General features: G+C 71.9%; 24 protein-coding genes. 20 read left to right on the forward strand and 4 right to left on the reverse strand.

Going from position 1 to position 23853, the window contains the following annotated elements:
* The first annotated feature begins 32 nt into the window (after nucleotides 1-32).
* Nucleotides 33-1286 (forward strand): CaiB/BaiF CoA transferase family protein, encoded by a 1254-nt coding sequence (locus tag ACWCPW_RS06490; protein ID WP_449760456.1) that lies wholly within the window; start codon nucleotides 33-35, stop codon nucleotides 1284-1286.
* A 235-nt stretch (nucleotides 1287-1521) separates the two neighbouring features.
* Here ACWCPW_RS06490 and ACWCPW_RS06495 read toward each other — a convergent pair whose 3' ends face one another.
* A complete protein-coding gene (locus ACWCPW_RS06495; RefSeq protein WP_449760457.1) occupies nucleotides 1522-2496 on the reverse strand; it encodes an SAM-dependent methyltransferase in 975 nt (324 codons plus the stop codon).
* A gap of 107 nt (nucleotides 2497-2603) precedes the next feature.
* On the opposite strand from ACWCPW_RS06495, the gene ACWCPW_RS06500 reads away from it, so the two are divergent.
* The 3 genes from ACWCPW_RS06500 to ACWCPW_RS06510 all read left to right on the forward strand — a co-directional run bounded on the left by ACWCPW_RS06500 (nucleotide 2604) and on the right by ACWCPW_RS06510 (nucleotide 5829).
* On the forward strand, nucleotides 2604-3782 hold the full coding sequence (locus ACWCPW_RS06500; protein WP_449760458.1) for a sensor histidine kinase: 1179 nt from the start codon (nucleotides 2604-2606) through the stop codon (nucleotides 3780-3782).
* A 119-nt stretch (nucleotides 3783-3901) separates the two neighbouring features.
* Nucleotides 3902-5134, forward strand: a complete 1233-nt coding sequence (locus tag ACWCPW_RS06505; RefSeq protein ID WP_449760459.1) for a sensor histidine kinase — start codon at nucleotides 3902-3904, stop codon at nucleotides 5132-5134.
* Complete coding sequence (locus tag ACWCPW_RS06510) at nucleotides 5131-5829, forward strand: response regulator (RefSeq protein WP_402234511.1); 699 nt, start codon at nucleotides 5131-5133, stop codon at nucleotides 5827-5829. The genes ACWCPW_RS06505 and ACWCPW_RS06510 overlap by 4 nt, the downstream gene beginning before the upstream one ends.
* A 110-nt stretch (nucleotides 5830-5939) precedes the next feature.
* On the opposite strand, the gene ACWCPW_RS06515 is transcribed toward ACWCPW_RS06510, so the two are convergent.
* Complete coding sequence (locus ACWCPW_RS06515) at nucleotides 5940-6749, reverse strand: SDR family NAD(P)-dependent oxidoreductase (RefSeq protein WP_449760460.1); 810 nt, start codon at nucleotides 6747-6749, stop codon at nucleotides 5940-5942.
* A 139-nt stretch (nucleotides 6750-6888) separates the two neighbouring features.
* Here ACWCPW_RS06515 and ACWCPW_RS06520 point away from each other — a divergent pair, with 139 nt between their 5' ends.
* The 12 genes from ACWCPW_RS06520 (at nucleotide 6889) to ACWCPW_RS06575 (ending at nucleotide 18604) form a co-directional block, all read left to right on the forward strand.
* Complete coding sequence (locus ACWCPW_RS06520; RefSeq protein ID WP_406297336.1) at nucleotides 6889-7347, forward strand: 2,4'-dihydroxyacetophenone dioxygenase family protein; 459 nt, start codon at nucleotides 6889-6891, stop codon at nucleotides 7345-7347.
* 33 nt (nucleotides 7348-7380) lie between these two features.
* Nucleotides 7381-8562 (forward strand): cytochrome P450, encoded by a 1182-nt coding sequence (locus ACWCPW_RS06525; RefSeq protein ID WP_449760461.1) that lies wholly within the window; start codon nucleotides 7381-7383, stop codon nucleotides 8560-8562.
* A 355-nt stretch (nucleotides 8563-8917) separates the two neighbouring features.
* Entirely contained in the window at nucleotides 8918-9355 is a 438-nt protein-coding gene (locus ACWCPW_RS06530) for a hypothetical protein (protein ID WP_449760462.1), read from the forward strand.
* Between the two features lie 64 nt (nucleotides 9356-9419).
* Nucleotides 9420-10358: a Rossmann-like and DUF2520 domain-containing protein gene (locus ACWCPW_RS06535; RefSeq protein WP_449760463.1), complete on the forward strand. Its 939-nt coding sequence runs from the start codon at nucleotides 9420-9422 to the stop codon at nucleotides 10356-10358.
* A complete protein-coding gene (gene panC, locus ACWCPW_RS06540; protein ID WP_449760464.1) occupies nucleotides 10355-11215 on the forward strand; it encodes a pantoate--beta-alanine ligase in 861 nt (286 codons plus the stop codon). Before ACWCPW_RS06535 ends, panC begins: the two co-directional genes overlap by 4 nt.
* Complete coding sequence (gene panD / locus ACWCPW_RS06545; RefSeq protein WP_395866820.1) at nucleotides 11212-11643, forward strand: aspartate 1-decarboxylase; 432 nt, start codon at nucleotides 11212-11214, stop codon at nucleotides 11641-11643. The genes panC and panD overlap by 4 nt, the downstream gene beginning before the upstream one ends.
* Complete coding sequence (locus ACWCPW_RS06550) at nucleotides 11640-13289, forward strand: L-aspartate oxidase (protein WP_449760465.1); 1650 nt, start codon at nucleotides 11640-11642, stop codon at nucleotides 13287-13289. The genes panD and ACWCPW_RS06550 overlap by 4 nt, the downstream gene beginning before the upstream one ends.
* Nucleotides 13286-14176 carry a carboxylating nicotinate-nucleotide diphosphorylase gene (gene nadC / locus ACWCPW_RS06555; RefSeq protein ID WP_449760466.1) on the forward strand — a complete coding sequence of 297 codons (891 nt, stop codon included), beginning with the start codon at nucleotides 13286-13288 and terminating at the stop codon, nucleotides 14174-14176. The genes ACWCPW_RS06550 and nadC overlap by 4 nt, the downstream gene beginning before the upstream one ends.
* Before the next feature lie 115 nt (nucleotides 14177-14291).
* Nucleotides 14292-15080: a type III pantothenate kinase gene (locus ACWCPW_RS06560; RefSeq protein WP_020549599.1), complete on the forward strand. Its 789-nt coding sequence runs from the start codon at nucleotides 14292-14294 to the stop codon at nucleotides 15078-15080.
* A gap of 90 nt (nucleotides 15081-15170) precedes the next feature.
* Nucleotides 15171-16220, forward strand: a complete 1050-nt coding sequence (locus ACWCPW_RS06565) for a hypothetical protein (protein WP_449760467.1) — start codon at nucleotides 15171-15173, stop codon at nucleotides 16218-16220.
* Between the two features lie 136 nt (nucleotides 16221-16356).
* A complete protein-coding gene (gene lysX / locus ACWCPW_RS06570) occupies nucleotides 16357-17865 on the forward strand; it encodes a bifunctional lysylphosphatidylglycerol synthetase/lysine--tRNA ligase LysX (RefSeq protein ID WP_395866828.1) in 1509 nt (502 codons plus the stop codon).
* A 109-nt stretch (nucleotides 17866-17974) separates the two neighbouring features.
* Nucleotides 17975-18604: a GDSL-type esterase/lipase family protein gene (locus ACWCPW_RS06575; protein WP_449760468.1), complete on the forward strand. Its 630-nt coding sequence runs from the start codon at nucleotides 17975-17977 to the stop codon at nucleotides 18602-18604.
* Nucleotides 18605-18625: 21 nt separating this feature from the next.
* Here ACWCPW_RS06575 and ACWCPW_RS06580 read toward each other — a convergent pair whose 3' ends face one another.
* The gene (locus ACWCPW_RS06580) at nucleotides 18626-19552 is read right to left on the reverse strand and encodes a M23 family metallopeptidase (protein WP_449760469.1); all 927 of its coding nucleotides are present in this window, start codon (nucleotides 19550-19552) and stop codon (nucleotides 18626-18628) included.
* 240 nt (nucleotides 19553-19792) lie between these two features.
* On the opposite strand from ACWCPW_RS06580, the gene ACWCPW_RS06585 reads away from it, so the two are divergent.
* From ACWCPW_RS06585 to ACWCPW_RS06600, 4 genes are all read left to right on the forward strand, one after another.
* Nucleotides 19793-20149: a BlaI/MecI/CopY family transcriptional regulator gene (locus ACWCPW_RS06585; protein WP_449760470.1), complete on the forward strand. Its 357-nt coding sequence runs from the start codon at nucleotides 19793-19795 to the stop codon at nucleotides 20147-20149.
* A 236-nt stretch (nucleotides 20150-20385) separates the two neighbouring features.
* Nucleotides 20386-21264, forward strand: a complete 879-nt coding sequence (locus ACWCPW_RS06590; protein WP_449760471.1) for a DUF11 domain-containing protein — start codon at nucleotides 20386-20388, stop codon at nucleotides 21262-21264.
* Between the two features lie 218 nt (nucleotides 21265-21482).
* On the forward strand, nucleotides 21483-21992 hold the full coding sequence (locus tag ACWCPW_RS06595) for an amino-acid N-acetyltransferase (RefSeq protein ID WP_395866837.1): 510 nt from the start codon (nucleotides 21483-21485) through the stop codon (nucleotides 21990-21992).
* A gap of 232 nt (nucleotides 21993-22224) precedes the next feature.
* Nucleotides 22225-22566, forward strand: a complete 342-nt coding sequence (locus tag ACWCPW_RS06600; protein ID WP_355542767.1) for a histone-like nucleoid-structuring protein Lsr2 — start codon at nucleotides 22225-22227, stop codon at nucleotides 22564-22566.
* Nucleotides 22567-22692: 126 nt separating this feature from the next.
* Here ACWCPW_RS06600 and ACWCPW_RS06605 read toward each other — a convergent pair whose 3' ends face one another.
* Nucleotides 22693-23406: an SCO3374 family protein gene (locus ACWCPW_RS06605; RefSeq protein WP_449760472.1), complete on the reverse strand. Its 714-nt coding sequence runs from the start codon at nucleotides 23404-23406 to the stop codon at nucleotides 22693-22695.
* Nucleotides 23407-23853 lie beyond the last annotated feature (447 nt).

Genomic DNA, 23853 nt, shown 5'->3' on the forward strand with positions numbered 1-23853 from the left:
TGACGCATCGTCATATTCGCAGGGAGGCAGCGATGAGTCAGGTCGAGTCGAAGGGTGGAGCCCCGCTCGCGGGGGTCCGCATCATCGAGTGTTCGATGCTGGGACCGGCCGCGATCACCTCGTCGCTGGTGGATCTGGGCGCCGAGGTGATCAAGATCGAGCCGCCGCAGGGCGACTACATCCGGGACATGACGTGGCCGATCGTGGAGGGCTCGTCGCTGATGCACCTCCACGTCAACCGGGGCAAGAAGTCCCTGGTCCTGGATCTGCGCAAGCCCGAGGCGATCGAGACGTTCAAGGCCCTGGTCAAGGACGCCGACGCGGTGATCGAGGCGATGCGGCCGGGCGGTCTGGCCCGGCGCGGGATCGGCTACGAGGACTTGAGGAAGATCAACCCGAGGATCGTGTTCTGCACGATCTCCGGCTACGGGGCCACCGGTCCCTACCGGGACATGCCCAGCCACGGCGTCGCCTACGACACCTGGGCCGGTGTGGTGAAGCCCGCGATCGACGAGGACGGCTTCCCCTACCTGCCCGAGCACGCCTCGATCGGCATCCACGCCGGACCGATGTTCGGCGCGCTCGGTGTGCTCGCGGGCATCATCCGGGCTCGGGCCACCGGCGAGGGCAGTGTGATCGACATCGCCCAGTCCGACGCCGCCGCGTCGATGGACTGGCTGCGCAGCGAGACCTGGAAGGCGTACGAGCGCCCGGAGTCCGAGGTGACCGGCAACAAGTCGGACAACTACGAGCGCCGTGCGCCCGGCACCGGGGGCATGGAGAAGGGCGTGCGCTACCAGATCTACGCGACCAAGGACGACCGGCACGTGCTGTTCATGGCGTCCGAGCAGTCGTTGTGGAAGAACTTCTGCGAGGCGGTGGACCGGGCCGACCTGTTCGAGCGCTGGCCGGGCTCCAAGTACGCGGACCACGCGGTCGGCAACGTCGAGCTGCGGGGCGTCCTGCGGGACATCTTCGCGACTCGCACCGCGCGGGAGTGGATCGAGTTCGGCAACGAGGCGAACACGCCGATCGCGCCGGTGAACACGCCGCAGACGATCGCCGAGGACCCGCAGTTCCAGCACCGGTTCCCGTGGTTCGGTCAGGACCGGCTCGGCGCGGAGCAGCTTCCGTCGCCGATCAAGTTCGTCGGCGAGACGCTTCCGATGCCGGAGCGGGCGCCGACGGTCGGGCAGCACAGCGCGGCCGTACTGGCGGACCTGCTCGGGTACGACGAGGCCAGGATCGCCGAACTCCGGGCGGCGGGTGCGCTCGGTAACAGCTGAGGTTGCCTCAAGCGCCGGCCGGGCTGGAGGGGTTGGCCTCAAGCGCCGGCCGGGCTGAAAGGCGGCCTCAAGCGCCGGCCGGGGCTGGATTTGGTCGGCTTCCGGCGCAGGTTGGGCGGAGGTTGGCCTCGAACGCCGGCCGGGCTGACTGCGGTCGGCTTCCAGCGCCGGGCAGGCTGGATTCGATGGGTTCGCAGAGGCCGGCGGCGTTGAAGGCGGGCGGTCTCGGGGCCGGTCAGGGGTGGAGGTGGGCGGGGATGTTCATGCCCACGCCCTGGGCCAGCCAATGGAAGTCGCCGAGGCCGCCTTTCGCGGTGAGTTCGCCGGCCTCGCCCGCGTCGCGCAGGCCGGCGAGGTAGCCGGCCGGGTCGGTGCGGGCCAGTTCGTACGGCGGTCGGTGGCCGACCACGCCCAGCGCGCGCAGCGCGTGTCGCTGCGTGGTCAGGACCGTGTCGCACGCCCCGGCGGCCTCGCCCGCCGCGGCCACCGCGTCCATCGCGACATGGCAGGTCACATCGCAGGTGCCGTCCGGAACCGGCGGCACCTGCCGGCCCTGCCGATACCCGGCGAGCGTGCCGTACGGCGGGCGCCCGTCGGCCAGGTGCCCGTAGTCGATCGCCACCGCGACCCCCCGCTCCAGCCGCTCGATCGCGCCCGCCCACGCGACGTCCCGGGGGTCGCCGATCTCCGCGCGCGTGCCCGGTTCCGCCCCGACCAGCGGCCACCAGCGATCCAACCAGCGCGCGTCCCGCTCGTCGGTGGCCGCGCCGAGCCGCTCGTGGCCGGAGCGCACGTCCACCTCGACCAGCCTGGGCACGCCGTGCCCGTCCACCTCCGCGACGTCGGCGGGCACGTTGTCCAGCCACTCGTTGGCGATCAGCAGCGCGGTCCGGCCCGGCGGGATCTCCGGCCCCCAGGCGATCGACGGCGGCAGGGCCTCCGGCCGGTCGGCGACGTCCACGCCGATCAGCTCCAGGTGCGGCGCGATCCGACACAGCGCGATCAGCAGTTCGCCCCGCCCGGCGCCCACGTCCACGACGGTGTCCAGGCCCGCGGCCCGGGCGAGGTCGGCCAGCGCGCGGGCGAACAGCGGGGAGGCGTGCACCGAAGTGCGGAAATGGCCGGCGGGGCCCTCGGCCCGGCGGTAGAAGCCCTCGGCTCCGTACAACGCCCGACGGGTGGCTTCCTTCCAGGTCAGCCGTCGTTCCATCGCACCCGACGGTACCGGCCCCGGATCGCCCCCGTGCGACCGAGGTCGCTTCTGTACCGGTCCGTCCGGAGTGCGGGCGAACGAATGTGCCCGTCTACCCTGCCTGTGTGCATCACCTGTACGCCTGGCTCCGTGGACGCCCCCTGCTCGTGGACGGAGCATGGGCGCTGCTGCTGCTCATGTTCGGCCTGTTCGAGGTGATCATCGATCAGCCCGGGCCGCCCGACGTCCCGCATCTGATCGCGCTCGGCACGATGTCGATCGTGCTGCTGATCCGCCGGCGCAATCCCACCCTCGCGCTGGTGGCCACCGTCGTGATCGGGATCTTCCAGCTCTTCGACGACATACCGCCGGGCCTGGAGGCGCTCGCGATGCCCGCGATCGCCTACAGCGCCGCCGCGTACAGCCCGCGCTGGGCCTCGCGCACGGCGCTCGTGGGCGGGGTGCTCGCGCCGATCGCGGCGATGTTGCGCTGGTGGGACAACCCGGATGTACCGACCACCGGCATCGTCTTCTTCACGCTGCTGCTGATGGGCCCCTTCGTGATCGCGTGGGTGCTGGGCGACTCGATGCGCACCCGGCGGGCGTACTACGTCGAGCTGGAGGACCGGGCCGACCGGCTGGAGCGCGAGCGGGACCAGCAGGCGCAGATCGCGGCGGCGAGCGAGCGGGCCCGGATCGCGCGCGAGCTGCACGACGTGGTCGCGCACAACGTGTCGGTGATGGTGGTGCAGGCCGACGGCGCGGCGTACGCGCTGGACGGCGCGCCGGAGCTGACCCGCGAGGCGCTCGGCACGATCTCCGCCACCGGGCGCGAGGCGCTCGCCGAGATGCGCCGACTGCTGGGCGTGCTGCGCTCGCAGAACGAGGGCGAGGCGTACGTCCCGCAACCGGGCGTCGAGCAACTCGAGGACCTGCTGGAGCGGGTGCGCAGCGCGGGCCTGCCGGTCGGTCTGACCGTCGAGGGGGTGCCGGTCGAGCTGCCCCAGGGCGTCGCGCTGACCGTGTACCGGATCGTCCAGGAGGCGCTGACCAACACCCGCAAGCACGGTGGGCCGAACGCCGAGGCGGTCGTGCGGCTGCGCTATCTGGGCGAGGACGTCGAACTGGACGTGGGCGACGACGGCCGCGGCGCGGCGGCCCCGGGCGACGGGATGGGCCACGGTCTGGTCGGCATGGGCGAGCGGGTCGCGCTGTTCGGCGGTCGGCTGGACACCGGACCCCGGCCGGGCGGCGGCTGGCAGGTCCGGGCCCGACTGCCGGTACGACCGGGGGAGGACCCCTGAGCCGTCGCCCGCGACACCGGGGATGTGCCCGCGGCGATCCCGGGTGCGACTTGTGGCGGAGGGGCGATTCGGCACGTCGGGGGACGCGCGTGCGACCGCCGGCCACGTAGCGTTGAACTGTGCAACGAATCTATGCCTGGCTGCGCGCGCACCCCCTGTGGGTCGACTCGGTATGCACGGTGCCGGTCTTCGGTCTCGGGATCCTGCAGATCTTCTCGGACACCCTCGTCTCCGCGCCCCGGTGGTGGTGGATTCTGATCGTGACGCTGCTCAGCGTGGGCATGGCGCTGCACCGGGTGCGCCCGATGACCTCGACCGCGCTCGTCGTGCTCGGCGGCCTGATGCAGCTCGTCTGGGACGACACGCTCACCGCGGCCAACTACGCGATGCTCGTCACGTTGTACACGGCCGCCAAGTCCGGCCCGCGATGGCTCTCCCGCGCGGGGCTCGCGATGACCGTGCTGGGGCCGGCGATCCTGCTCGGACGCTTCCCGGAGTCGGGCGGGTCCTCGTTCCGCGACAACGCCGTCGGGTTCGGCTTCATCGTGGTGCTGCTGGCGATCGCGTGGGTGCTGGGCGATTCGATGCGCACCCGGCGGGCGTTCTACGCCGAGTTGGAGGAGCGGGCCACCCGGCTGGAGTTCGAGCGCGACCAGCAGGCGCAGATCGCCGCGGCGGCCGAGCGGGCCCGGATCGCGCGCGAACTGCACGACGTGGTCGCGCACAACGTGTCGGTGATGGTGGTGCAGGCCGACGGCGCGGCGTACGCGATCGACTCGTCGCCGGACCGGGCCCGGGAGGCGCTGGGCACGATCGCGGCGACCGGGCGCGAGGCGCTGGCCGAGATGCGTCGGCTGCTGGGCGTGCTGCGCTCGCAGACCGAGACCGACGCGTACGTACCTCAGCCGGGTGTGGACCAACTCGGCGAACTGGTCGAGCAGGTGCGCACCACCGGCCTCAACGTCGAGCTCCGGGTCGAGGGGGTGCCGGTCGAACTGCCGCAGAGCGTCGCGCTGACCGCGTACCGGATCGTCCAGGAGGCGCTGACGAACACCCGCAAACACGCCGGCCCCGATGCCACCGCGACGGTCGGTGTGGGCTACGGGGAAGATGGACTGGAGATGGAGATCAGCGACGACGGGCGGGGCGCCGCGGCTCCCGGCGACGGGATGGGCCACGGCCTGGTCGGTATGCGCGAGCGGGTCGCGATGCTGGGCGGTCGGTTGCGGACCGGGCCCAGCGTCGGCGGCGGGTGGTCGGTCACCGCGATGCTGCCCTACGCGGGCAGCCCCGACTCCTCCTCCGTCTCCTCCGGCACGCCCAACAGGACGACTCTTCAAGGAGCTCAGTGAGCATCAAGGTGATGCTGGTCGACGACCAGGAATTGCTGCGGACCGGCTTCACCATGGTGTTGCAGGCGCAGCCGGACATGAGCGTGGTCGCCGAGGCCGGCGACGGGGTCGAGGCGCTCGACAAGCTTCGGCACGTGGACGTCGACGTGGTCCTGATGGACGTGCGGATGCCCCGGATGGACGGGGTCGAGGCGTGTCGGCGGATCTGTGCGGAGGGTGGCGAGAACGCCCTGGTGCTGCCGGAGGGCCGGGCCCGGCCCAAGGTGCTCATGCTGACCACCTTCGACCTGGACGAGTACGCGTTCGCCGCGCTCAAGGCCGGGGCCAGCGGCTTCCTGCTCAAGGACGTGCCGCCGCCGGAGCTGCTGTCCGGGATCCGCGCGGTGGCCTCCGGCGACGCGGTGGTCGCGCCGAGCACCACCAAGCGCCTGCTCGACCGGTTCGCGCCGATCCTGCCCAGCGACCACGAACCCCGGCCGGACGTGGTGGACGCGCTGACCGAGCGCGAGCTGGAGGTGATGATGCTGGTCGCCCAGGGCCTGTCCAACGCGGAGATCGCCCAGCGGCTGTTCCTGTCCGAAGCCACCATCAAGACCCACGTCGGCCGGATCCTGATGAAGCTCGGGCTGCGCGACCGGGTCCAGGTCGTGGTGCTCGCGTACGAGACGGGCCTGGTCAAGGCCCGGGGCCGGTAGCGCCCCTCCCGAGGACCTGTGTCCGGGGATGGTGAACGCGGGTCGGGCGATCGCCCGACCCGCGTCCGCGTCCCTGCCCGTCGGCTCGTCGGCCCGGGCCCGTCGGCGGATCAGTCGGTGTAGAAGCCGCCATCCGGGTGCAACATCTCGCCGGTGAAGTAGGACGACTGGTCGCTCGCCAGGAACAGCGCCGCGTTGGCCACCTCGCGGGCGCTGCCCATCCGGCCCAGCGGCACGCTGCCGAGCAGGCGCTGCTCCAGTTCGGGCATCCCGCGCAGGACGGCCGTCATGTTGGTCTCGATGAAGCCCGGTCCGATCGCGTTGACCCGGATCCCGGCCGGTCCGAGTGCGAGCGCGGCCTGCTTGGTCAGCATCCACACGCCGGCCTTGGACACCGAATAGGCCGCCGAGCCGGCCTCGGGGTGCTTCGCGGCGATCGACGCGATGGTGATGATCGAGCCGCGCCGGCCGCCGGCCACCATCCAGCGGGCGGCGGCCTGGACCGCCAGCAGCGTGCCGGTCAGGTTCACGTCGAGCACGCGCTGCCACTCGGCGAGCGGGCTGTCCACGAATCGTTTGATCGGATCCCGCTCGACCGCGGCCCGGTTGCTCGGCCGCCCGCCGACGTAGTCGGCCGTACTGATGCCCGCCGCGGTGACCAGGACGTCGATCGCGCCGAACGTGTCGATCGCGTGCTGCATCACCGTCCCGGTGTCCGTCGGGCTGCTCGCGTCGGTGTGCATGTAGGTGGCCCGCCGGCCCCGCTTCTCGACCGCCTCGATGGTGTCCATCGCGGCTTCGTCGAGAAGATCGGCGACCACGATGTCGGCGCCCTCCTCGGCGAACCGCTCGCAGCACGCGCGACCGATCCCGTTGGCGCCGCCGGTGACCACGGCGACCTTCCCGTCGAGCTGTCCCATCTCCCGCTCCCCATCTCCATCCCCCCGCGTGTGCGATCGATGGTGTTGCCCATCCCACGCGACCCTCGAAACTCCCCGATCCTTGAGGCATGCTGTTACACCGTTACAGGAGCATTGATCGCCTCCGGGAGGAACCCGCATGACCACCACCGCAGCCGGCCGCCCCGCCGTACACATCGGGGCCGAGGACCTGCCGTTCGTCGAGATCGGCGACGGCAACAAGCTCAAGGTGCTGTGCGTCAAGGAGGACGAGGGCCTCTGGATCGTGGAGAACATCTTCCAGCCCGGCTTCGCCGTCGAGACGCACCGCCACACCGGCCCGGTCTACGGCTACACCACGTCCGGCGCGTGGAAGTACGCCGAGTACGACTACGTCAACCGGGCGGGCTCGTTCCTGTACGAACCCGCCGGTTCGGTGCACACGCTCACCTGCGTCGAGCCCGACACCCGGGTGTGGTTCCAGATGTACGGCGCCAACCTCAACCTGGACGCCGAGGGCAACATCACCTCGGTCACCGACGGCGCCGGCACGCTGCGCGCCTACTACGCCCTGTGCGAGGCGCAGGGCTTCGGTCGGCCGAACGTGCTCGTGGGCTGACGACGTGCGATCCGCGGTTGCGAGGGAGACGCCATGACCAGCACGCCCGATTCGACCCGACCCGACCTCTACAGTCCGGAGGGGTATCTCGACGGGCCGCCGCACGCGCTGTTCGCCGAACTGCGCCGGACCGATCCCGTGTACTGGCAGGACATCCCGGGGCAGCCGGGCTACTGGGCCGTGCTCAAACACGCCGACGTCGAGTACGTGTCGCAGAATCCGGCGATCTTCTCCGCCGAGGCCGGCGGGATCATCCTGGAGGACCTCGAACCCGAGCGGCTCGAAGCCCTGCGCGGCACGTTGTTGTCGATGGATCCGCCGCGCCACCGCGCGTACCGCAAGCCGCTGGTGAAGTCCTTCACCGCGAAGGTGGTCGGCGGCATGGAGGACCGGATCCGGACCATCTGCCGGGAGATCTTCGCCCGCGTGGGCACCGGTGACGTCGAGTTCGTGCACGACGTCACCTCCGGCCTGCCGACCCAGGTGATCGGCGAGCTGATGGGCCTGCCCGCGGCGGACTGGGACCACATCCACGAGCTGGCCGAGCGGAACACCGCGGGGGAGGGCGGCCGGGCGGCGATCGAGATGGCCCGCTACGCGATCGGCTTCGCCGCGCGGCGCCGGGCCGAGGAGCCGCGCGAGGACATCACCTCGCTGATCCTGGAGTCCGAGTTCGGTGGCCGGATGATGACCGACCTCGACTTCGGCCAGTTCTTCGTGCAACTGGTCACCGCCGGCAACGACACCACCAAGACCATGTTGTCCGCCGGACTGCACGCGCTGCTGAGCCATCCCGACCAGCTCGCCGCGCTGCGCTCGGATCGCGCCCTGGTGCCGGGCGCGGTCGAGGAGATCCTGCGCTGGGCCAACCCGCTGCACTACTTCCGCCGGACCGCCACCCGGGACACCGAGCTGCGGGGCGTGTCGATCAAGGCGGGCGACAAGGTGGCCATGTACTACACCTCGGCGAACCGCGACGAGGAGGTCTTCGCCGACCCGCAGCGCTTCGACATCACCCGCAGGCCCAACCCGCACCTGTCGTTCGGCTTCGCCGAGCACTTCTGTCTGGGCGTGCACATCGCGCGCCTGGAGGGCCGGGTGTTCTTCGAGGAGCTGCTCGCGACTTATCCCACGATCGAGGCGACCGGCGAGCCCGAGCGGTTGCGCTCGAACCTCAACAACGCGCTCACCCGATTGCCGATCCGGCTCGGCTAGGGCCGATTTCCGGACAGGTCCGGGTCCGGTCCGGGCGGCGCGGACTCGAACCGGACCCGGGACCTGTCCCGGTTCGGGGGTGCGGACCCGGACAGGTCCCGCGACCCGTCCGGCCCGGGCGGTGCGAACCCGCGGCACCGGTGGTGACCAACGGTAACCGACGGTATTCGACGGCCGGAGTGCCCAATCCGGCGTTGGCTCGCGAGCGGTCCGACAGGGCCGCTCTCGCGCCCTTCGCCGGCCGCGAGGCATGCGATCGCGGTCAAAAGGGGACACATAAGCGACCGACTCAGGGAAAGAAGAGGGCCGAACCCTCGCACCTGGTCAATCGTCACCGGTCTCCGGGAGGCTCCCCATGGGAAGCCGTCAGCTGGTCATACGCGCGGGTCGACGCTGTGCGCTCGCGGTCGCCGCGATCGGAATCGTCGCGGCGGCCGGGGCCCTGGACGTCGGCCCCACCTCCTCGCCGTCACCCGAGCGCAGTAGCGCCGCCACGTCGGCGGAACCGACCACCCCCGACGCTCGACAGTCCTCCTCCGCCTACTCGCTGCAAACCGAGGGCGGCCCACGCAGTGTCCGGGTGGCCCGGGTGGTCACCGGCACGATGTTGTTGACCGGCCTCGTGCTGACCGCGCTCGGTGCGATCGGCATGCGCGGCCCCGAGCTGATCCGCCACCGGGTCGTGCGACGGGTCGTTCACCAGGCCGGCTCCTCCCGGTATCGGTGGCAGCCGCCCGGCGCGCCGCGGACCGGCCTGCCGACCAACCCGGGGACCGGCCCGCCCGGCGCGTGAGTACCCTGATCGGGCCAGTACTCGTCCGGTACCCGCCGCGGACTGGAACGGAAGGCTCGCTCGCGTGAACAACGACATCAACGCACGTCCGAATCCGCACGGCCGCTCGCCCGACCCCGCCGACCGCCCCGCGCGGCTGCGCGTGGGAGTCGTCGGCACCGGCCGCGTCGGCCCGACCCTCGCCGCCGCACTCGCCCTCGCCGGGCACTCGGTGGTGGCCGCTTCCGGCGTCTCGGAGACCTCTCGGCGCCGCGCCGAGGACCTGCTCCCCGGCGTCCCGCTGGTCACCCCGCAAGAGGTGATCGCGGCCTCCGACCTGACCCTGCTGACCGTGCCCGACGACGCGCTGGAGGCGCTCGTGCACGGCCTGGCGGAGACCGGCGCGATCAAGGCCGGCCAACTCCTGGTGCACGCGTCGGGACGCTACGGCGTCGACATCCTGGAGCCGGCCACCCGTGCCGGCGCGCTGCCGCTCGCGCTGCACCCGGTGATGACCTTCACCGGCAGCACGATCGACCTCGAACGGCTGGCCGGCTGCTCCTTCGGGGTCACCTCGCCCGAGCCGCTGCGCCCGGTCGCCGAGGCGCTCGTGGTGGAGATGGGCGGCGAGCCGGAGTGGATCGAGGAGCGCGACCGCGCGCTCTACCACGTGGCGCTGGCCAACGGCGCGAACCACCTGGTCACCCTGGTCGCGCAGTCGATCGAACTGCTCGGCGCGGCCGGCGTGCGGGCCCCGGGCCGGATGCTCGGACCGCTGCTCGGCGCCGCCCTGGACAACGCGCTGCGAGCCGGCGATCACGCGCTGACCGGCCCGGTCGCGCGCGGCGACGCGGGCACGGTGGCCGCGCACGTGGCCGAACTGCGCCGGGTCTCGCCCGAGGCGCTCGCCGCCTATGTGGCGATGGCCCGACTGACCGCGGACCGTGCGCTGAACGCCGGCCTGCTCAAGGCCGAGGCGGCCGAGGCGCTGCTGGGCGTGCTGGCCGAGGGAGGCCGACCGTGAGCGCCGTCCGCCTCGTCCGCACCTCGGCCGACCTGGTCCGCGAGGACCGCCTCGCCGGCACCCGCGCGGTGGTGATGACGATGGGCGCGCTGCACCAGGGCCACGCGGCGCTGATCCGCGCGGCGCGCGAGTTCGTCGGCCCGAGCGGCCACGTCGTGGTCACCGTGTTCGTCAACCCGCTCCAGTTCGGCGCGGGCGAGGACCTGGACCGCTATCCGCGCACCCTGGACGCCGACCTGGAGCTGAGCGGGGAGGCGGGCGCCGACGTGGTGTTCGCGCCGTCGGTGGAGGAGGTGTACCCGGGCGGCGAGCCGCGGGTGCGGATCACCGCCGGACCCACCGGCGCGGTCCTGGAAGGCGCCTCCCGTCCCGGCCACTTCGACGGCATGCTCACCGTCGTCGCCAAGCTCCTGCACCTGACCGCGCCGAGGGTCGCCTTCTTCGGCGAGAAGGACGCCCAGCAACTCGCGCTGATCCGGCGCATGGTGCGCGACCTGAACTTCCCCGTCGAGATCGTGGGCGTGCCCACCGTCCGCGAACCCGACGGGCTGGCCCGGTCCAGCCGCAACCGCTACCTGTCCGAGGCCGAGCGGGAGAACGCGCTCGCGCTCAGCCGCGCGCTCGGCGCGGGCGCCCGGCGCGCCGGCGAGGGTGCGGGCGCCGTGCGCGCCGCCGCCGAGGACGTGCTGCGCGCCGTGCTGGAACCCGACTATGTGGAGTTGGTCGACATCGACGACTTCACCCCGGTGGCCGCCGACCACGCCGGCCCGGCGATCCTGGCGATCGCGGCCCGCGTGGGCGCCACCCGGCTCATCGACAACGCCCGCCTGACGATCACGGGAGTCCCCCGGTCATGATGCGCACGATGTTCAAGTCCAAGATCCACCGCGCGACGATCACGCAGGCGGACCTCCACTACGTCGGCTCGATCACCATCGACGAGGATCTGCTCGAAGCCGCCGACATCCTCCCCGGCGAACTGGTGCACGTGGTCGACATCGACAACGGCGCCCGCCTGGAGACGTACACGATCGCCGGCCCGCGCGGCACCGGCGTGATCGGCATCAACGGCGCCGCGGCACGCCTGGTGCACACCGGCGACCTGGTGATCATCATCGCCTACGCGCAGGTCACCGACGCCGAGGCGCGGGCGATGAAGCCGCGCGTGGTGTTCGTCGACGCGGCCAACACGATCACCGGCACCGGTCACGACCCGGCCGAGGCCCTGCCCGGCGGCGAGACGGTGCGCGGCGACCGCGTGGTCCCGGCGCGGGCCGCGCAATGAACACGCCCGTACTGCCCGCGCGCCTGGCCGCACCCGATCCCGGGTGGACCGTGCGCGCGGACGTGATCGTGGTCGGCTCCGGGGTGGCCGGCCTCACCGTCGCGCTGCGCGCGCGCCGGGCCGGCCGGGTCCTGCTGGTGACCAAGGCACAGCTCGACGAGGGCTCCACCCGCTGGGCGCAGGGCGGGATAGCGGCCGCGCTCGGCGAGGGCGACACCCCCGAACAGCACCTGCGCGACACGCTCGTGGCCGGTGCCGGGCTGTGCGCCGAGGACGCGGTCCGGGTGCTGGTCACCGAGGGCCCGGACGCGGTGCGCCGCCTGATCGACACCGGCGCCGAGTTCGACCGCGGGCCGGACGGGGACGTGCTGCTCACCCGCGAGGGTGGTCACCTGCGCAACCGGATCGCGCACGCGGGCGGCGACGCGACGGGTGCGGAGATATCGCGCGCGCTGGTCGCCGCGGTGCGGGCCACGCCGGACATCGAGGTGATCGAGAACGCGCTCGTGCTCGACCTGCTCAAGGACGCCTCCGGGCGCGCGTGCGGGGTCACCCTGCACGTGATGGGCGAGGGCGCGCGGGACGGGGTCGGTGCCGCCGTGGGGCGGGCCGTCGTACTCGCCACCGGCGGCATGGGCCAGGTCTTCTCCTCCACCACGAACCCCTCGGTGTCCACCGGCGACGGGGTCGCGCTCGCGCTGCGCGGCGGGGCCGAGGTCACCGACCTGGAGTTCGTCCAGTTCCACCCGACCGTGCTGTGGCTCGGGGCCGGCGCCGAGGGCCAGCAGCCGCTGGTCTCCGAGGCCGTGCGCGGCGAGGGCGCCCATCTCGTGGACGCGGCCGGCATCCGGTTCATGACGGATCGCCATCCGCTGGGCGAGCTGGCCCCGCGCGACATCGTGGCCAAGGGCATCATGCGCCGGATGGCCGAGACCGGCGCCGAGCACATGTACCTGGACGGTCGGCACTTCGGCGCGGACATGTGGAAGCACCGCTTCCCGACCATCCTGGCCGCGTGCCGCGCGCACGGCATCGACCCGGTGACCGAGCCGATCCCGGTCGCGCCCGCCGCGCACTACGCGAGTGGAGGCGTGCGGACCGACCTGCACGGACGGACCAGCGTGCCGGGGTTGTACGCGTGCGGAGAGGTGGCGTGCACCGGCGTGCACGGCGCCAACCGGCTCGCGTCCAACTCGCTCCTGGAAGGCCTGGTCTTCGCCGAGCGGATCGCGGCCGATCTGGCCCGGGACATGCCGCCGTTCGCCGAGCCGGTCGCGCCGAGCGGTCCGACCGGGCTGCTCGGCGAGGCGGTGCGGCTGCGCCTGCAGCGGGCGATGACCGCCGGTGCCGGGGTGCTGCGGGACGCGGCCGGGCTGGTCGGCACCGAGGCCGAACTGACCGCGTTGGCCGGTCGTACCAGCACCGATCCGTGCACGCAGACGTGGGAGACCACCAACCTGCACCTGGTCGCGAGCGCGCTCACCCGTGCCGCGCTGCTGCGCGAGGAGACGCGCGGCTGCCACTGGCGCGAGGACCATCCCGACCTCGACGACACCGCGTGGCGCGGAAATCTCGTCACGTCGTTGCGCGAGGGCGCCCTGCACGTCGCCTACCAGGCCTACGAACCCGAGGAGTCGACCCCGTGACCACCGCCGAGTTGTCCGCCGATCTCACGTCGCGCCTGGCCGAGGCCGGGCTCGACCCGCTCGCCGTCGCCGCGCTGGTGACCGCCGCCGTGGCCGAGGACCTCGACGGCGGGGTGGACGTCACCTCGGTGGCCACCGTGCCCGAGCACGCGCGCGGCCACGCCGAGTTCGCCGCGCGCGGGTCGGGCGTGGTCGCGGGCATCCCGGTCGCCGAGGCGGTCCTGGAACTGGTCTGCGGCGCCGACCTGGTGGTCGCCCGGCACGTCCGGGACGGCGACGCGGTGACGCCCGGCACGGTGCTGTTCACCGCCGAGGCGAGCACCCGCGCGCTGCTCACCGCCGAGCGGGTCGCGCTCAACCTGCTGTCCCGGCTGTCCGGCGTGGCCACCGCCACCCGCGCGTGGGTCGACGCGATCGAGGGCACCGGCGCCTCGGTCCGCGACACCCGCAAGACCACCCCGGGCCTGCGCGCCCTGGAGAAGTACGCGGTGCGCTGCGGCGGTGGGGTCAACCACCGGATGTCGCTGTCCGACGCGGCCATGGTCAAGGACAACCACGTGGTCGCCGCGGGCGGCGTCGCGGAGGCCTTCAAGGCGGTGCGCGCGGCCTTCCCGAACGTGCCGGTCGAGGTCGAGGTGGACCACCTCGAACAGATCCCGCCGGTGTTGGACGCGGGCGCCGACCTGATCCTGCTGGACAACATGACGCCGGAACGCATGCGCGAGGCGGTGGCCCTGGTCGCGGGGCGGGCCCGACTCGAAGCCAGCGGCGGCCTCACCCTGGCGACCGCCCGCGTGGTCGCCGAGACCGGCGTGGACTACCTCGCGGTCGGCGCGCTCACCCACTCCGCCCCGATCCTGGACGTCGGCGTGGACCTGCGCGCCTGAGCGACCGGTACCGTTCACCGGATCAGCCGTCCGCGCCCCGTTCCGCCACCCCTCTCCTTCCCGAAGCCGCGCTCCGTCCCCCACGGCCCGAGCCAGAACACCAAGGACGCCCACGATGTTGCTCACCATCGACGTCGGTAACTCGCATACCGTGCTCGGCCTGTTCGACGGTGACGAGATCGTCGAGCACTGGCGCATCTCGACCGAGGCCCGGCGGACCGCCGACGAACTCGCGGTGGTCCTCGCGGGGTTGCTCGGCCAGCACCCGCTGATCGGTGCCGACGGCATCGACGGCATCGCGATCTGTTCCACCGTGCCGTCCGTGCTGCACGAGATGCGCGACATGGTGCGGCGCTACTACGGCGACATCCCCACGGTCGTCGTCGAGCCCGGGGTCAAGACCGGCGTGCCGGTCCTGATGGACAACCCCAAGGAGGTCGGCACCGACCGGATCATCAACGCGCTCGCGGCGGTCAAGCTGTACGGCGGCCCGTGCGTGGTGGTCGACTTCGGCACCGCGACCACCTTCGACGCGGTCAGCACCAAGGGCGAGTACGTCGGCGGCGCGATCGCCCCCGGCATCGAGATCTCGGTGGACGCGCTGGGCGCGCGCGGCGCGCAACTGCGCAAGATCGAGCTGATGCGCCCGCGGAGCGTGATCGGCAAGAGCACGGTCGAGGCGATGCAGGCGGGCATCCTGTACGGCTTCGCCGGCCAGGTGGACGGCGTGGTCAAGCGGATGGCGGCCGAACTGTCCCCGGACGACCCGGACGCGGTCACCGTGGTGGCCACCGGCGGACTGGCGACGCTGGTGCTGGGGGAGGCCTCGGTGATCGACGTGCACGAGCCGTGGCTGACCCTGATCGGCCTGCGGATGGTCTACGAGCGCAACGCGGCGGTCTGATCGGAGCCGGCTTCGCGGCCGGCTCCAAGTCGGAAAAACACACGCATCAAATAAGCCGGATTGTCCACCTCTCCGCATACAGTGCGTGGTATGCCGACGCCACATGGTGACCAGGGGATGGCCTTCAGCGCGCACGAGGTGCGGGTGCTGCGTCGCGCGCTTGCCGTCGCGCTGCGCGGGGGGCGCGACTCGGTCGACTTCTGGCTGCTCGGCCAGGCGATCGGCGAGGCGCACGACGAGCGCGAACGGCTGCGCGCGTTCATGACGTCCGAACTGCGGCGCTATCGGGACGCGCTGCCCGGGAGCGCGGCCGGCTTCCTGTCCTGCCTGCGCAACGCGGTGGACGAGATCGCGCACGTCCCCTCGGCCGAGGACCTGGCCGCCCTGCGCACCACCCTCGACCTCCCGTGCGGCGAACGCGAACGCGCGAGCCGCGCGGCCCTGCTCCGCCGGTGCACACACCTGGCCGAGGCCGACCTCGAACAGCGCCTCGCCGCCCGAGCCCACCGCCGAGCCACCGCCGAAGCCGCCCGAGCCATCCGCGCCGACCCCTTGGACATCCTGATCCCCACCCGCCCCCGCCCCGCCCCGCCGGCAGCGGCCGAGCGCAAACCCGCCTTCACCGCGGAGCCGACTCCCGTGCCGATTCCGGAAAGCGAACCCGAACCCCGGCCTGCCCTCGCCGAGGAACCCGTCGAGCAGGCCGCGGACCCGATCGGTTTGGAGGTGACGGCGGTCGTGGAAGACATGGACACCACGGATGTCGCGGACGGCGCGGAGCCGGCGGCCGGCACGGATGTCACGGACGGTACCGCCGGGATGGTCGGCCGCGCCGCCGAGGACCCGTCCGAGGCCGAGCGCGAACCCCGGGCCGAGCCCGAGCCCGAGGCCGAGCACGGGCTCGAACCCGACGCGCCCACGTCGCCCGAACCGGAGGCCGCCGAGGTCGCGACCGACCGCGACGCCGAGAGCCCGAACACGGCGCACGCACCCGCACCCGATTCCGTGCCGGCCGCCGTCCCGCCCCTCGACGCGGACCCGATCCGCGAGGCGCTCTCGCCGGTCATCCCGCACCGCCGCCAGGGTCGTCCCCTCGGTCAACTCCCGGCCCCCGAGATCCTCCAGACCGGCACCGGCTGACCGGGACCCCGTTTCCCGTCCGGCGTGGCCTCCCGCCGCCTCCCGCCGCCGGGCCGTGTCCGGCAACCGCACGGGGGCGCGCCGATCGGGCGGATATCGGTTCGGGGAGCCGGGTGGCCATGGGTAGCCTTGTCCCGTGACCGAGCAGAGCGCAGCGCAGCCGCAGATCGACGACCTTCCCGAGCAGATGCGGGTTCGCCGCGACAAGCTCGATCGGCTTCGGGCCGAGGGGACCGACCCGTACCCGGTCGGGTTCCCCCGCAGCACGACGGTGGGCGCGCTGCGTGCCGAGTTCGACGGTCTCGAGGCGGATGTGGAGACCGGGCGCCGGGTCGGTGTCACCGGCCGGGTGGTGCTCTATCGCACCGGCGGCAAGCTGTGCTTCGCGACGCTGCGCGACGGTGACGGCGACATCCAGGTGATGGTCTCGCTGGACGGCGTCGGCGCCGAGTCGCTCGCCGCCTGGAAGAGCGACGTCGACCTGGGCGACCACGTCGGCGTCGAGGGCCAGGTGATCACGTCCCGCCGCGGCGAGCTGTCGATCATGGTCGACACGTGGGCGATCACGTCCAAGTGCCTGCGCCCGCTGCCGGACAAGCACAAGGGCCTGACCGACCCCGAGGCCCGGGTCCGCCAGCGCTACGTCGACCTGATCGTCAACGACGAGTCGCGCGCGATGTTGCGCACCCGCAGCCGGATCGTGCGCTCGATCCGCGAGTGGTTCGACACCAGGGACTTCCTGGAGGTCGAGACCCCGATGTTGCAGCCGGTGCACGGCGGCGCCACCGCGCGCCCGTTCGTCACCCACATCAACGCCTACGACATGGACCTCTACCTGCGCATCGCGCCGGAGCTGTACCTCAAGCGCCTGGTCGTCGGCGGCGCCGAGAAGGTCTTCGAGATCAACCGCAACTTCCGCAACGAGGGCGCGGACTCGACGCACAACCCCGAGTTCACCATGCTCGAGGCCTACCAGGCGTACGGCGACTACAACACGATGGCCACTCTCACCCGCGAGGTCTACCAGCACGTCGCGCAGGCCGTGTTCGGGACGCACACCTTCCGCTACGGCGACCGCGAGGTGGACATCTCCGGCGAGTGGCGCGAGATCACCGTCTACGGCTCGGTCTCCGAGGCCGTCGGCGAGGAGGTCACCCCCGAGACGCCGATCGAGACCGTGCGCAAGCTCGCCGACGCGCGCGAGATCGAGTACGACAAGGCTTGGGGCCAGGGCAAGTTGGTCCAGGAGATCTACGAGGCGCTGGTCGAGCACACGCTGGCCGAGCCGACCTTCGTGCGCGACTTCCCGATCGAGACCTCGCCGCTGACCCGCCAGCACCGCAGCGTGCCGGGCGTCGCGGAGAAGTGGGACCTGATCGGCTTCGGCATGGAACTGGGCACGGCGTACTCCGAGTTGGTCGACCCGGTCGAGCAGCGCCGCCGGCTCACCGAGCAGTCGCTGCTCGCGGCGGGCGGTGACGTCGAGGCCATGCGGATCGACGAGGACTTCCTGCGCGCGCTGGAGTTCGCGATGCCGCCGAGCGGCGGTCTGGGCCTGGGCATCGACCGGATGATCATGGCCTTCACCGGCCGCGGCATCCGGGAGACGATCCTGTTCCCGCTGGTGAAGCCGACCACCGACTGACCCGCCGGACGGCGCGGCGGAGCCCCCTCGGTGACGGATCGTCGCTCCCGAGGGGGCTCCTGTCCTGTTTCCGGGCGCGTCACCCGTTCGTACGCATAGGGTCGGCCGCATGGAAGCAGCCCCCGATCTCCGGATCTGCGTCGCCGGCGATTCGTTCGTGCAAGGCGTCGGCGACCTCTCCGGCGGCGGATGGGTCGGTCGCCTCGCGGCCGAGTCCCGTCGCCGAGGCCGGCAGTTGACCGCGTACAACCTCGGCGTACGACTGGAGACCTCCGCCGACGTCGCGGAGCGCTGGTACGGCGAGGCGGTCCCGCGCATGCGGCACGCCGACGGCACCGGCATGGTGTTCGCGTTCGGCGTCAACGACGTCAAGGTCGAGCGCGGCCGCCGCCGGGTCAAGCACGCCGACAGCGTCGCCAACCTCGACGCGATACTGGACACCGCCACCGGCGCCCGCTGGACCTGCCTGGTCGTCGGCGCGCCACCGGTCCCCGACGAGGCGAACGACGGCGAGGACGCGCTCGCGTTGGAGGAGGCGTACGCGAAGACCTGCGCCGCGCGCGGCATCACCTTCGTGCCGCTCCAGCGCGTGCTGCGCGAGGATCCGCAGTGGTGGGCCAGCATCGAGGCGTACGGCGACGGGGCGCACTGCGACTCGGTCGGCTACGCCAAGCTCGCCGGGCTGATCGCCGAGGGCGGCTGGTGGGACTGGTTGGACTCGCTCGCCCTCAGGGACTGAGGAGGCCCGCCGAGACGGCGCTCAGGGCTTGACGCCCTTGTTCGCCAGCCACGAACCCGGGTCCACGGCCGCGCCGCCGCGGGGGTGTACCTCGAAGTGCAGGTGCGGGCCGGTGGAGTTGCCGGTCGTGCCGACGTAGCCGATCACCTCGCCCGCCGCCACCGAGCCGGAGGTCTTCGCGAACCGCGACTGGTGGCAGTACCAGGTCTGGGTGCCGTCGGGGTGGGTGATCACGATCCGGTTGCCGAACGCGCCCGCGGTGCCGGCGGAGGCTATCTTCCCGGCGGCGGCGGCCTTGATCGGCGTGCCGGAGCGCGCGGCGAAGTCCAGCCCGGTGTGCGTGTGCGCCCAGCGCGAGCCGCTGTTGCCGAAGCGGCCGGTCAGCGTGTAGTCGGAGGTCGGCAGCACCCATCCGGCGGCCCGCCTGGCCTCCGCCCGCTTGGCCTCCTCCGCGCGCTCGGCCTCCGCCCGCTCGGTCTCGGCTTGCGCCGCCGCCTGCCGCTCGGCCTCCTGGGCCTGCTCGACCTCGCGGGCCCGCTCCGCCTCTCGCTCGGCCTCCCGCTCCGCCTCTTCCGCGCGTTCGAGCTCCTGTGCCCGCTCCGCCTCCGCTCGTACGGCCGCGTCCGAGGCCGCCGATTCCTTGGCCTGTTCCCCGGTGGCACCCAGCGTCGCGCGCTCCTGGGAACGGGCCGCGACGTCCGCACCCCGATCGGCGAGCCGCTGCGCCGTGCCGGGATCGGCGCTCGCCGACCCGGCCGCGTGCTCCCGGCCCGCTCCCGAACCCGCCGTCTGGACGCCGGTGGTGACCGCGACGGCCAGCAGCGCGAGGCCCGAGACCACGGTGACCGAGCGGCTCGGGCGCAGAGCCTTGAGCCGCGCGACGCGGTCGACCGGCCCGGACGTGGGCGTGGACGTGGACGTGGACGGAGCTTCGGGGGAGTGCGGCACGAATACCTCGGGGTTTCGACGACAGGGCCGGGATCAGTGGTAGCAATCCACCGCGCATCGACCAAGTCGTCACGGAGCGGACACTACGACGCCGCGTAGTAATCCCTGCACCCGCCCGGTCGCCGCGAACCACCACTTGCGACAAATCCGGACGAAACCGTGCCTACGATGCCGCGTAGGAGATCGCGCGACGAGGGTGACGCAGTTCACGGCGCGACCAGGTTTCACGAAGGGCCCGCCATGAATCGTCTCGGTGAACTCGAAACCCAGGTGATGCTCCGCGTCTGGTGGCTCAATCGCCCGTCGTCGGTGCGCGAGGTACAGGAGGCGCTGCTGCCGGATCGTGAACCGGCTTATACGACGGTGATGACCGTGCTCGGCAAACTCTTCCGCAAGGGCCTGCTGCGCCGCCGGTTGGCCGGCCGGGCCTATCTGTACGAAGCCGTGCGCTCGCGCGACGCGTATACCGCCGAGTTGATGCGCGCCGACTGGGCGGCGGGCGACAGTCGTGCCGGTGCTCTCGTGCACTTCGTCGAGGGGATGACGCCGGAACAGATCGAGGCGTTGCGCGACGCGTTGCGCGTCGCGCTGCCTTGAGTCGGACCCGCCTCGAACCCGCCTCGAACCCACGTCGAATCGCCCGCGCCTTCGGGACTTCCCTGGGCTGATCGGGGGCCTTGTTAATTCGTTCGGCGCAGCCGCCGGCGCCCCGAGGGCGCAACTCTGCGTAATCGTATTAATGATCTACGTAAGAAATGCGGACTTCTGCACAGCGGAACGGAAAGTGGACCGACATGATGCGAGCGAAAACCCGAGCGAGGCACGCCCTCGCGGTGGTCACTGTCGGCGTGACCGCCGCGCTGGGCGCGAACCTGGCCACGGCCGGCCCGGCCACCGCGTCGTCGGAGCGCCCGCCCCAACCGGCCGCGACGTCGTACGGCACCTCGTACACGACCTCGTCGGGCGCTTCGTACGGGACCTCCTACGGGTGGACGCTGTGGTCGTCCTCGCGGGTGCCCACATCGCCGCTGCCCGGGACGGCCGCGCTCGGCGCCGCGATGGCCGACCTGCGCGCCCGACTCGACCGGATGCACGAGACGCTCGGGCAGGACCTGCAGAGCACGCTCTCGGGCCTGCTGAGCTCGCTGACCACGTCGTTGCCGCCGGGCGTGACCCTGCCCGACCTCGCCGACCTCGGCATCGACACGTCCTCGGTGACGCAGCCGATTCAGCCGCCGGCCGCGAAGGAACCGCCGTCGGTGACGCCGGACAAGCCGCCCGCCCCGCCGGTCGACCCGGCCGCGGCGGTCAGGCTCGAATTGCGCCGCACGGCCGACCCCGCGCAGGCCAAGCCCGGTGACACGGTCACCCACACGGTGACCGTGCTGAACTCCGGCGGCGTCGAGGCGAAGTCCGCGGTCGTGCGCAACGCGTTGCCCGCGGGCGCGAAACTGGTGGAATCCAAGCCGTCGCAGGGTGAATTCGACACCGCGACCGGAGTGTGGAAGACCGGCCGGATCAAGCCGGGCTCCGCGATCACCCTGATTCTCGTGCTCAAGGTTCCGGAAGGCGCGGCCGGATCCGAGATGAGCGCTCGTTCGAGTTTCGTCAGCGCGCCGGGCGCGAAGCCGGTGATCGGCAACGCGTGCGGCGACGATGCCGAAGCGGCCTGTGCGAGCACGCGCGTGGTCGAATCCAGGACCCGGGAATGACCGGGGGAATCCGTCCATATCCGTCCTGATCACTCCACGACCCGTGGACGGGTCCGTCGGTATCGGTGCCGGATGTATGAAGAACCCGAGGTCCGGGCGGTGGGAAACCCCGCTCGGACCTCTGCTGTCGGTCCGGGTGTTTCCGAGACCACCCGGGCAGATCGGTGGTAAACCGGGCGGAGCGGCGATGCCTATCGTGATCGCGATAGCGTCAGCCCATGGAAGTGACGATCCGACGTGCCAGAACGTCCGATGTGCGGGCCATTCGTCGCCTTGTGGATGGGTACGTGGGTCTGCGTATCCTCCTCGACAAACCAACCGTCACCCTCTTCGAGGATGTGCAGGAGTTTTGGGTCGCGGAGCGGGACGCCGACAGTGAGGTGGTCGCGTGCGGGGCGCTGCACGTGATGTGGGAGGACCTGGCGGAGGTACGCACTCTCGCGGTGGATCCCGTGTGCCGCGGCTCCGGAGTGGGCCACCTCTTGCTCACCAAACTCCTGGAGACCGCGCGTTGGCTCGGTGTTCGGCGGATATTCTGCTTGACCTTCGAGGTCGACTTCTTCGCGAAGCACGGCTTCGTCGAGATCGAGGAGACACCGATCGACGGCGATGTCTACAGTGAACTGATGCGTTCGTACGACGAGGGCGTCGCCGAGTTTTTGGATCTGGAACGCGTCAAACCCAACACCCTTGGCAACACGCGGATGCTGCTCCATCTCTGGCAGTGATCTCGATCCGCGTAGACCGGGCGAGTGTGGTGGAGATCGCGTGCCCCGCGCCGGCGAACCTCTTGACGCTTCTTGCCCGTGACGGTGTGGTGTGCGGTGAAGTCGCAACCACAAACCCGGTAACGTATTGCCGACTCGACGGGTTCCGCGCGGGTGGGTTTGTATTTTCCCGCAGAAAGCGGTTTCCTTTTCTTGAGCTGGTTGTGAACCCTCCCGATGAAAGGGAATCCTGGTGGCACAGAAGGTCCAGATTCTTCTCGTTGACGACCTCGACGGCGGCAAGGCCGATGAGACGGTGACGTTCGCGCTCGACGGTGTCTCCTACGAGATCGACCTGAGCGCCACGCACGCAGAGCAGCTCCGCGCGGCCCTGACGACCTACGTCGAGGCCGGCCGTAAGACCGGTGGCCGGGTCGCGGCTCGCCGCGGCGTCCGCCAGGTGGTCAAGGGTGGTGCCGCCTCCGGCGACACCGCCAAGATCCGCGCCTGGGCCAAGGAGAACGGCTACGACGTGAGCGAGCGCGGTCGTGTGCCGGGCAACATTCGCGACGCCTACGAGAAGGCCCACGCCTGATCGTCGACGCCATCATCGAGCGGTGCCCTCCCCCGATTCGTTCGGGGGAGGGCACCGCTCATGTCGTTTTCCGGGAGCCGGTGCCGGAGCCGGAGCCGGTGCCGGTGCCGGCCTCGCGGCCGGGCCTCAGGCCGGCGCCGGGCGGTGGTGGGTCAGCGGCCTGGGCTCGGTCGCCCGCGGCCTCGGGAACAGCCGTACGTGCTGGCAGGCGTGCGCCAACGTGCTCAGCAGCCGGGTCACGTCCGGGAAACGCACGTCCACGTGCAACACCGCGCCTAGTGCCGCGAGGTCCCCGGCGGGGCACACCCGGCCCGGGTCGACCGGTGGCCGCAACCAGCGCGCGTGCTCCCACGACCGCGGCCACGGGGCCCGCCACGTGGCCGGCCACGGCGACGGCGCGGCCACCGTGTCGCCCTCGCCGTACGCGCGCAGGTCCAGGTCCAGATCGGCCCAGTCCAGCCAGTCCAGCAGTGCGGGCAGGTCGCCCGCGACCCCCGGGGCCACGAAGAACTGGATCCGGCCGGTCCCGGTCGCGGCCACCGGCCCGACCGGGGCGCCGAGCCGCTCGGCCCGGTCCAGGGCCCGGACACCGGCCGCACCGGGCACGTCCAGGACGTCGAACCGCACCCCCGCGGCCAGCCGGACCGGGGCCGAGGGGGTGGCCGCCCAGTGGCCCGCGAGCACGCGCGGATCGGTGGTCGCGGCCGCGCTCTCGTGCGCCGGGTCGAGCGATCCCGGACCCACCGGCCATCCGAGGGCACGCGCGTACCAGAGGGCCTCGTCCAGCGGGCCGGGGACGACGGGCGCCGAACGGGACGCGAAAACAAGCGTGGCTGCCATAACGTGTTCAACTCCGGGACGACAGCGAGGTTACGAAAGGTGATATGGCAACCGCAATGAGTGACGCAATGTGTGGGATGGCCGCGCCGGCTCTTCCCCGGCGCCCGCGCGGTTGCCCGCACACCGGTCGTGACCTGCCGGTATACAGCAGGTGTCGTCCGGGGTATGACCCGAACATGGAGGGGGCACGGGGAGGCGGAATCCGGGCCCGCGCCGGGTCGGACCGGTGCCGGAAAATGCCGCGTTCGCTTCTGGCGTACTCGGAATCGGCCTCAGGACGTGACCGACGGGAACACCGACACGCACCATCGGGTTTGACTAGTTGTCCAACGCGGTCCGCAACACGTGGGTCGCACGTCTTCACGGACGAATCGAGCGGTCCTGCGTGCAGGACTAGCATGCGGAAGGACAGGGAGGGGACCGTCCCCGATCTGCACGACCGCTCTG

Source organism: Embleya sp. NPDC001921 (genome assembly GCF_053594475.1).

Bases quoted from the DNA above. Each gene is read 5' to 3' on its own strand.
- ACWCPW_RS06525 (WP_449760461.1), top strand. From the start codon at position 7,381: ATGACCAGCACGCCCGATTCGACCCGACCCGACCTCTACAGTCCGGAG.
- ACWCPW_RS06585 (WP_449760470.1), top strand. From the start codon at position 19,793: ATGAATCGTCTCGGTGAACTCGAAACCCAGGTGATGCTCCGCGTCTGG.
- ACWCPW_RS06575 (WP_449760468.1), top strand. From the start codon at position 17,975: ATGGAAGCAGCCCCCGATCTCCGGATCTGCGTCGCCGGCGATTCGTTC.
- ACWCPW_RS06550 (WP_449760465.1), top strand. From the start codon at position 11,640: ATGAACACGCCCGTACTGCCCGCGCGCCTGGCCGCACCCGATCCCGGG.
- ACWCPW_RS06490 (WP_449760456.1), top strand. From the start codon at position 33: ATGAGTCAGGTCGAGTCGAAGGGTGGAGCCCCGCTCGCGGGGGTCCGC.
- ACWCPW_RS06520 (WP_406297336.1), top strand. From the start codon at position 6,889: ATGACCACCACCGCAGCCGGCCGCCCCGCCGTACACATCGGGGCCGAG.
- ACWCPW_RS06605 (WP_449760472.1), bottom strand. From the start codon at position 23,406: ATGGCAGCCACGCTTGTTTTCGCGTCCCGTTCGGCGCCCGTCGTCCCC.
- ACWCPW_RS06495 (WP_449760457.1), bottom strand. From the start codon at position 2,496: ATGGAACGACGGCTGACCTGGAAGGAAGCCACCCGTCGGGCGTTGTAC.
- ACWCPW_RS06595 (WP_395866837.1), top strand. From the start codon at position 21,483: ATGGAAGTGACGATCCGACGTGCCAGAACGTCCGATGTGCGGGCCATT.
- ACWCPW_RS06530 (WP_449760462.1), top strand. From the start codon at position 8,918: ATGGGAAGCCGTCAGCTGGTCATACGCGCGGGTCGACGCTGTGCGCTC.
- ACWCPW_RS06515 (WP_449760460.1), bottom strand. From the start codon at position 6,749: ATGGGACAGCTCGACGGGAAGGTCGCCGTGGTCACCGGCGGCGCCAAC.
- ACWCPW_RS06565 (WP_449760467.1), top strand. From the start codon at position 15,171: ATGCCGACGCCACATGGTGACCAGGGGATGGCCTTCAGCGCGCACGAG.
- panD (WP_395866820.1), top strand. From the start codon at position 11,212: ATGATGCGCACGATGTTCAAGTCCAAGATCCACCGCGCGACGATCACG.
- ACWCPW_RS06560 (WP_020549599.1), top strand. From the start codon at position 14,292: ATGTTGCTCACCATCGACGTCGGTAACTCGCATACCGTGCTCGGCCTG.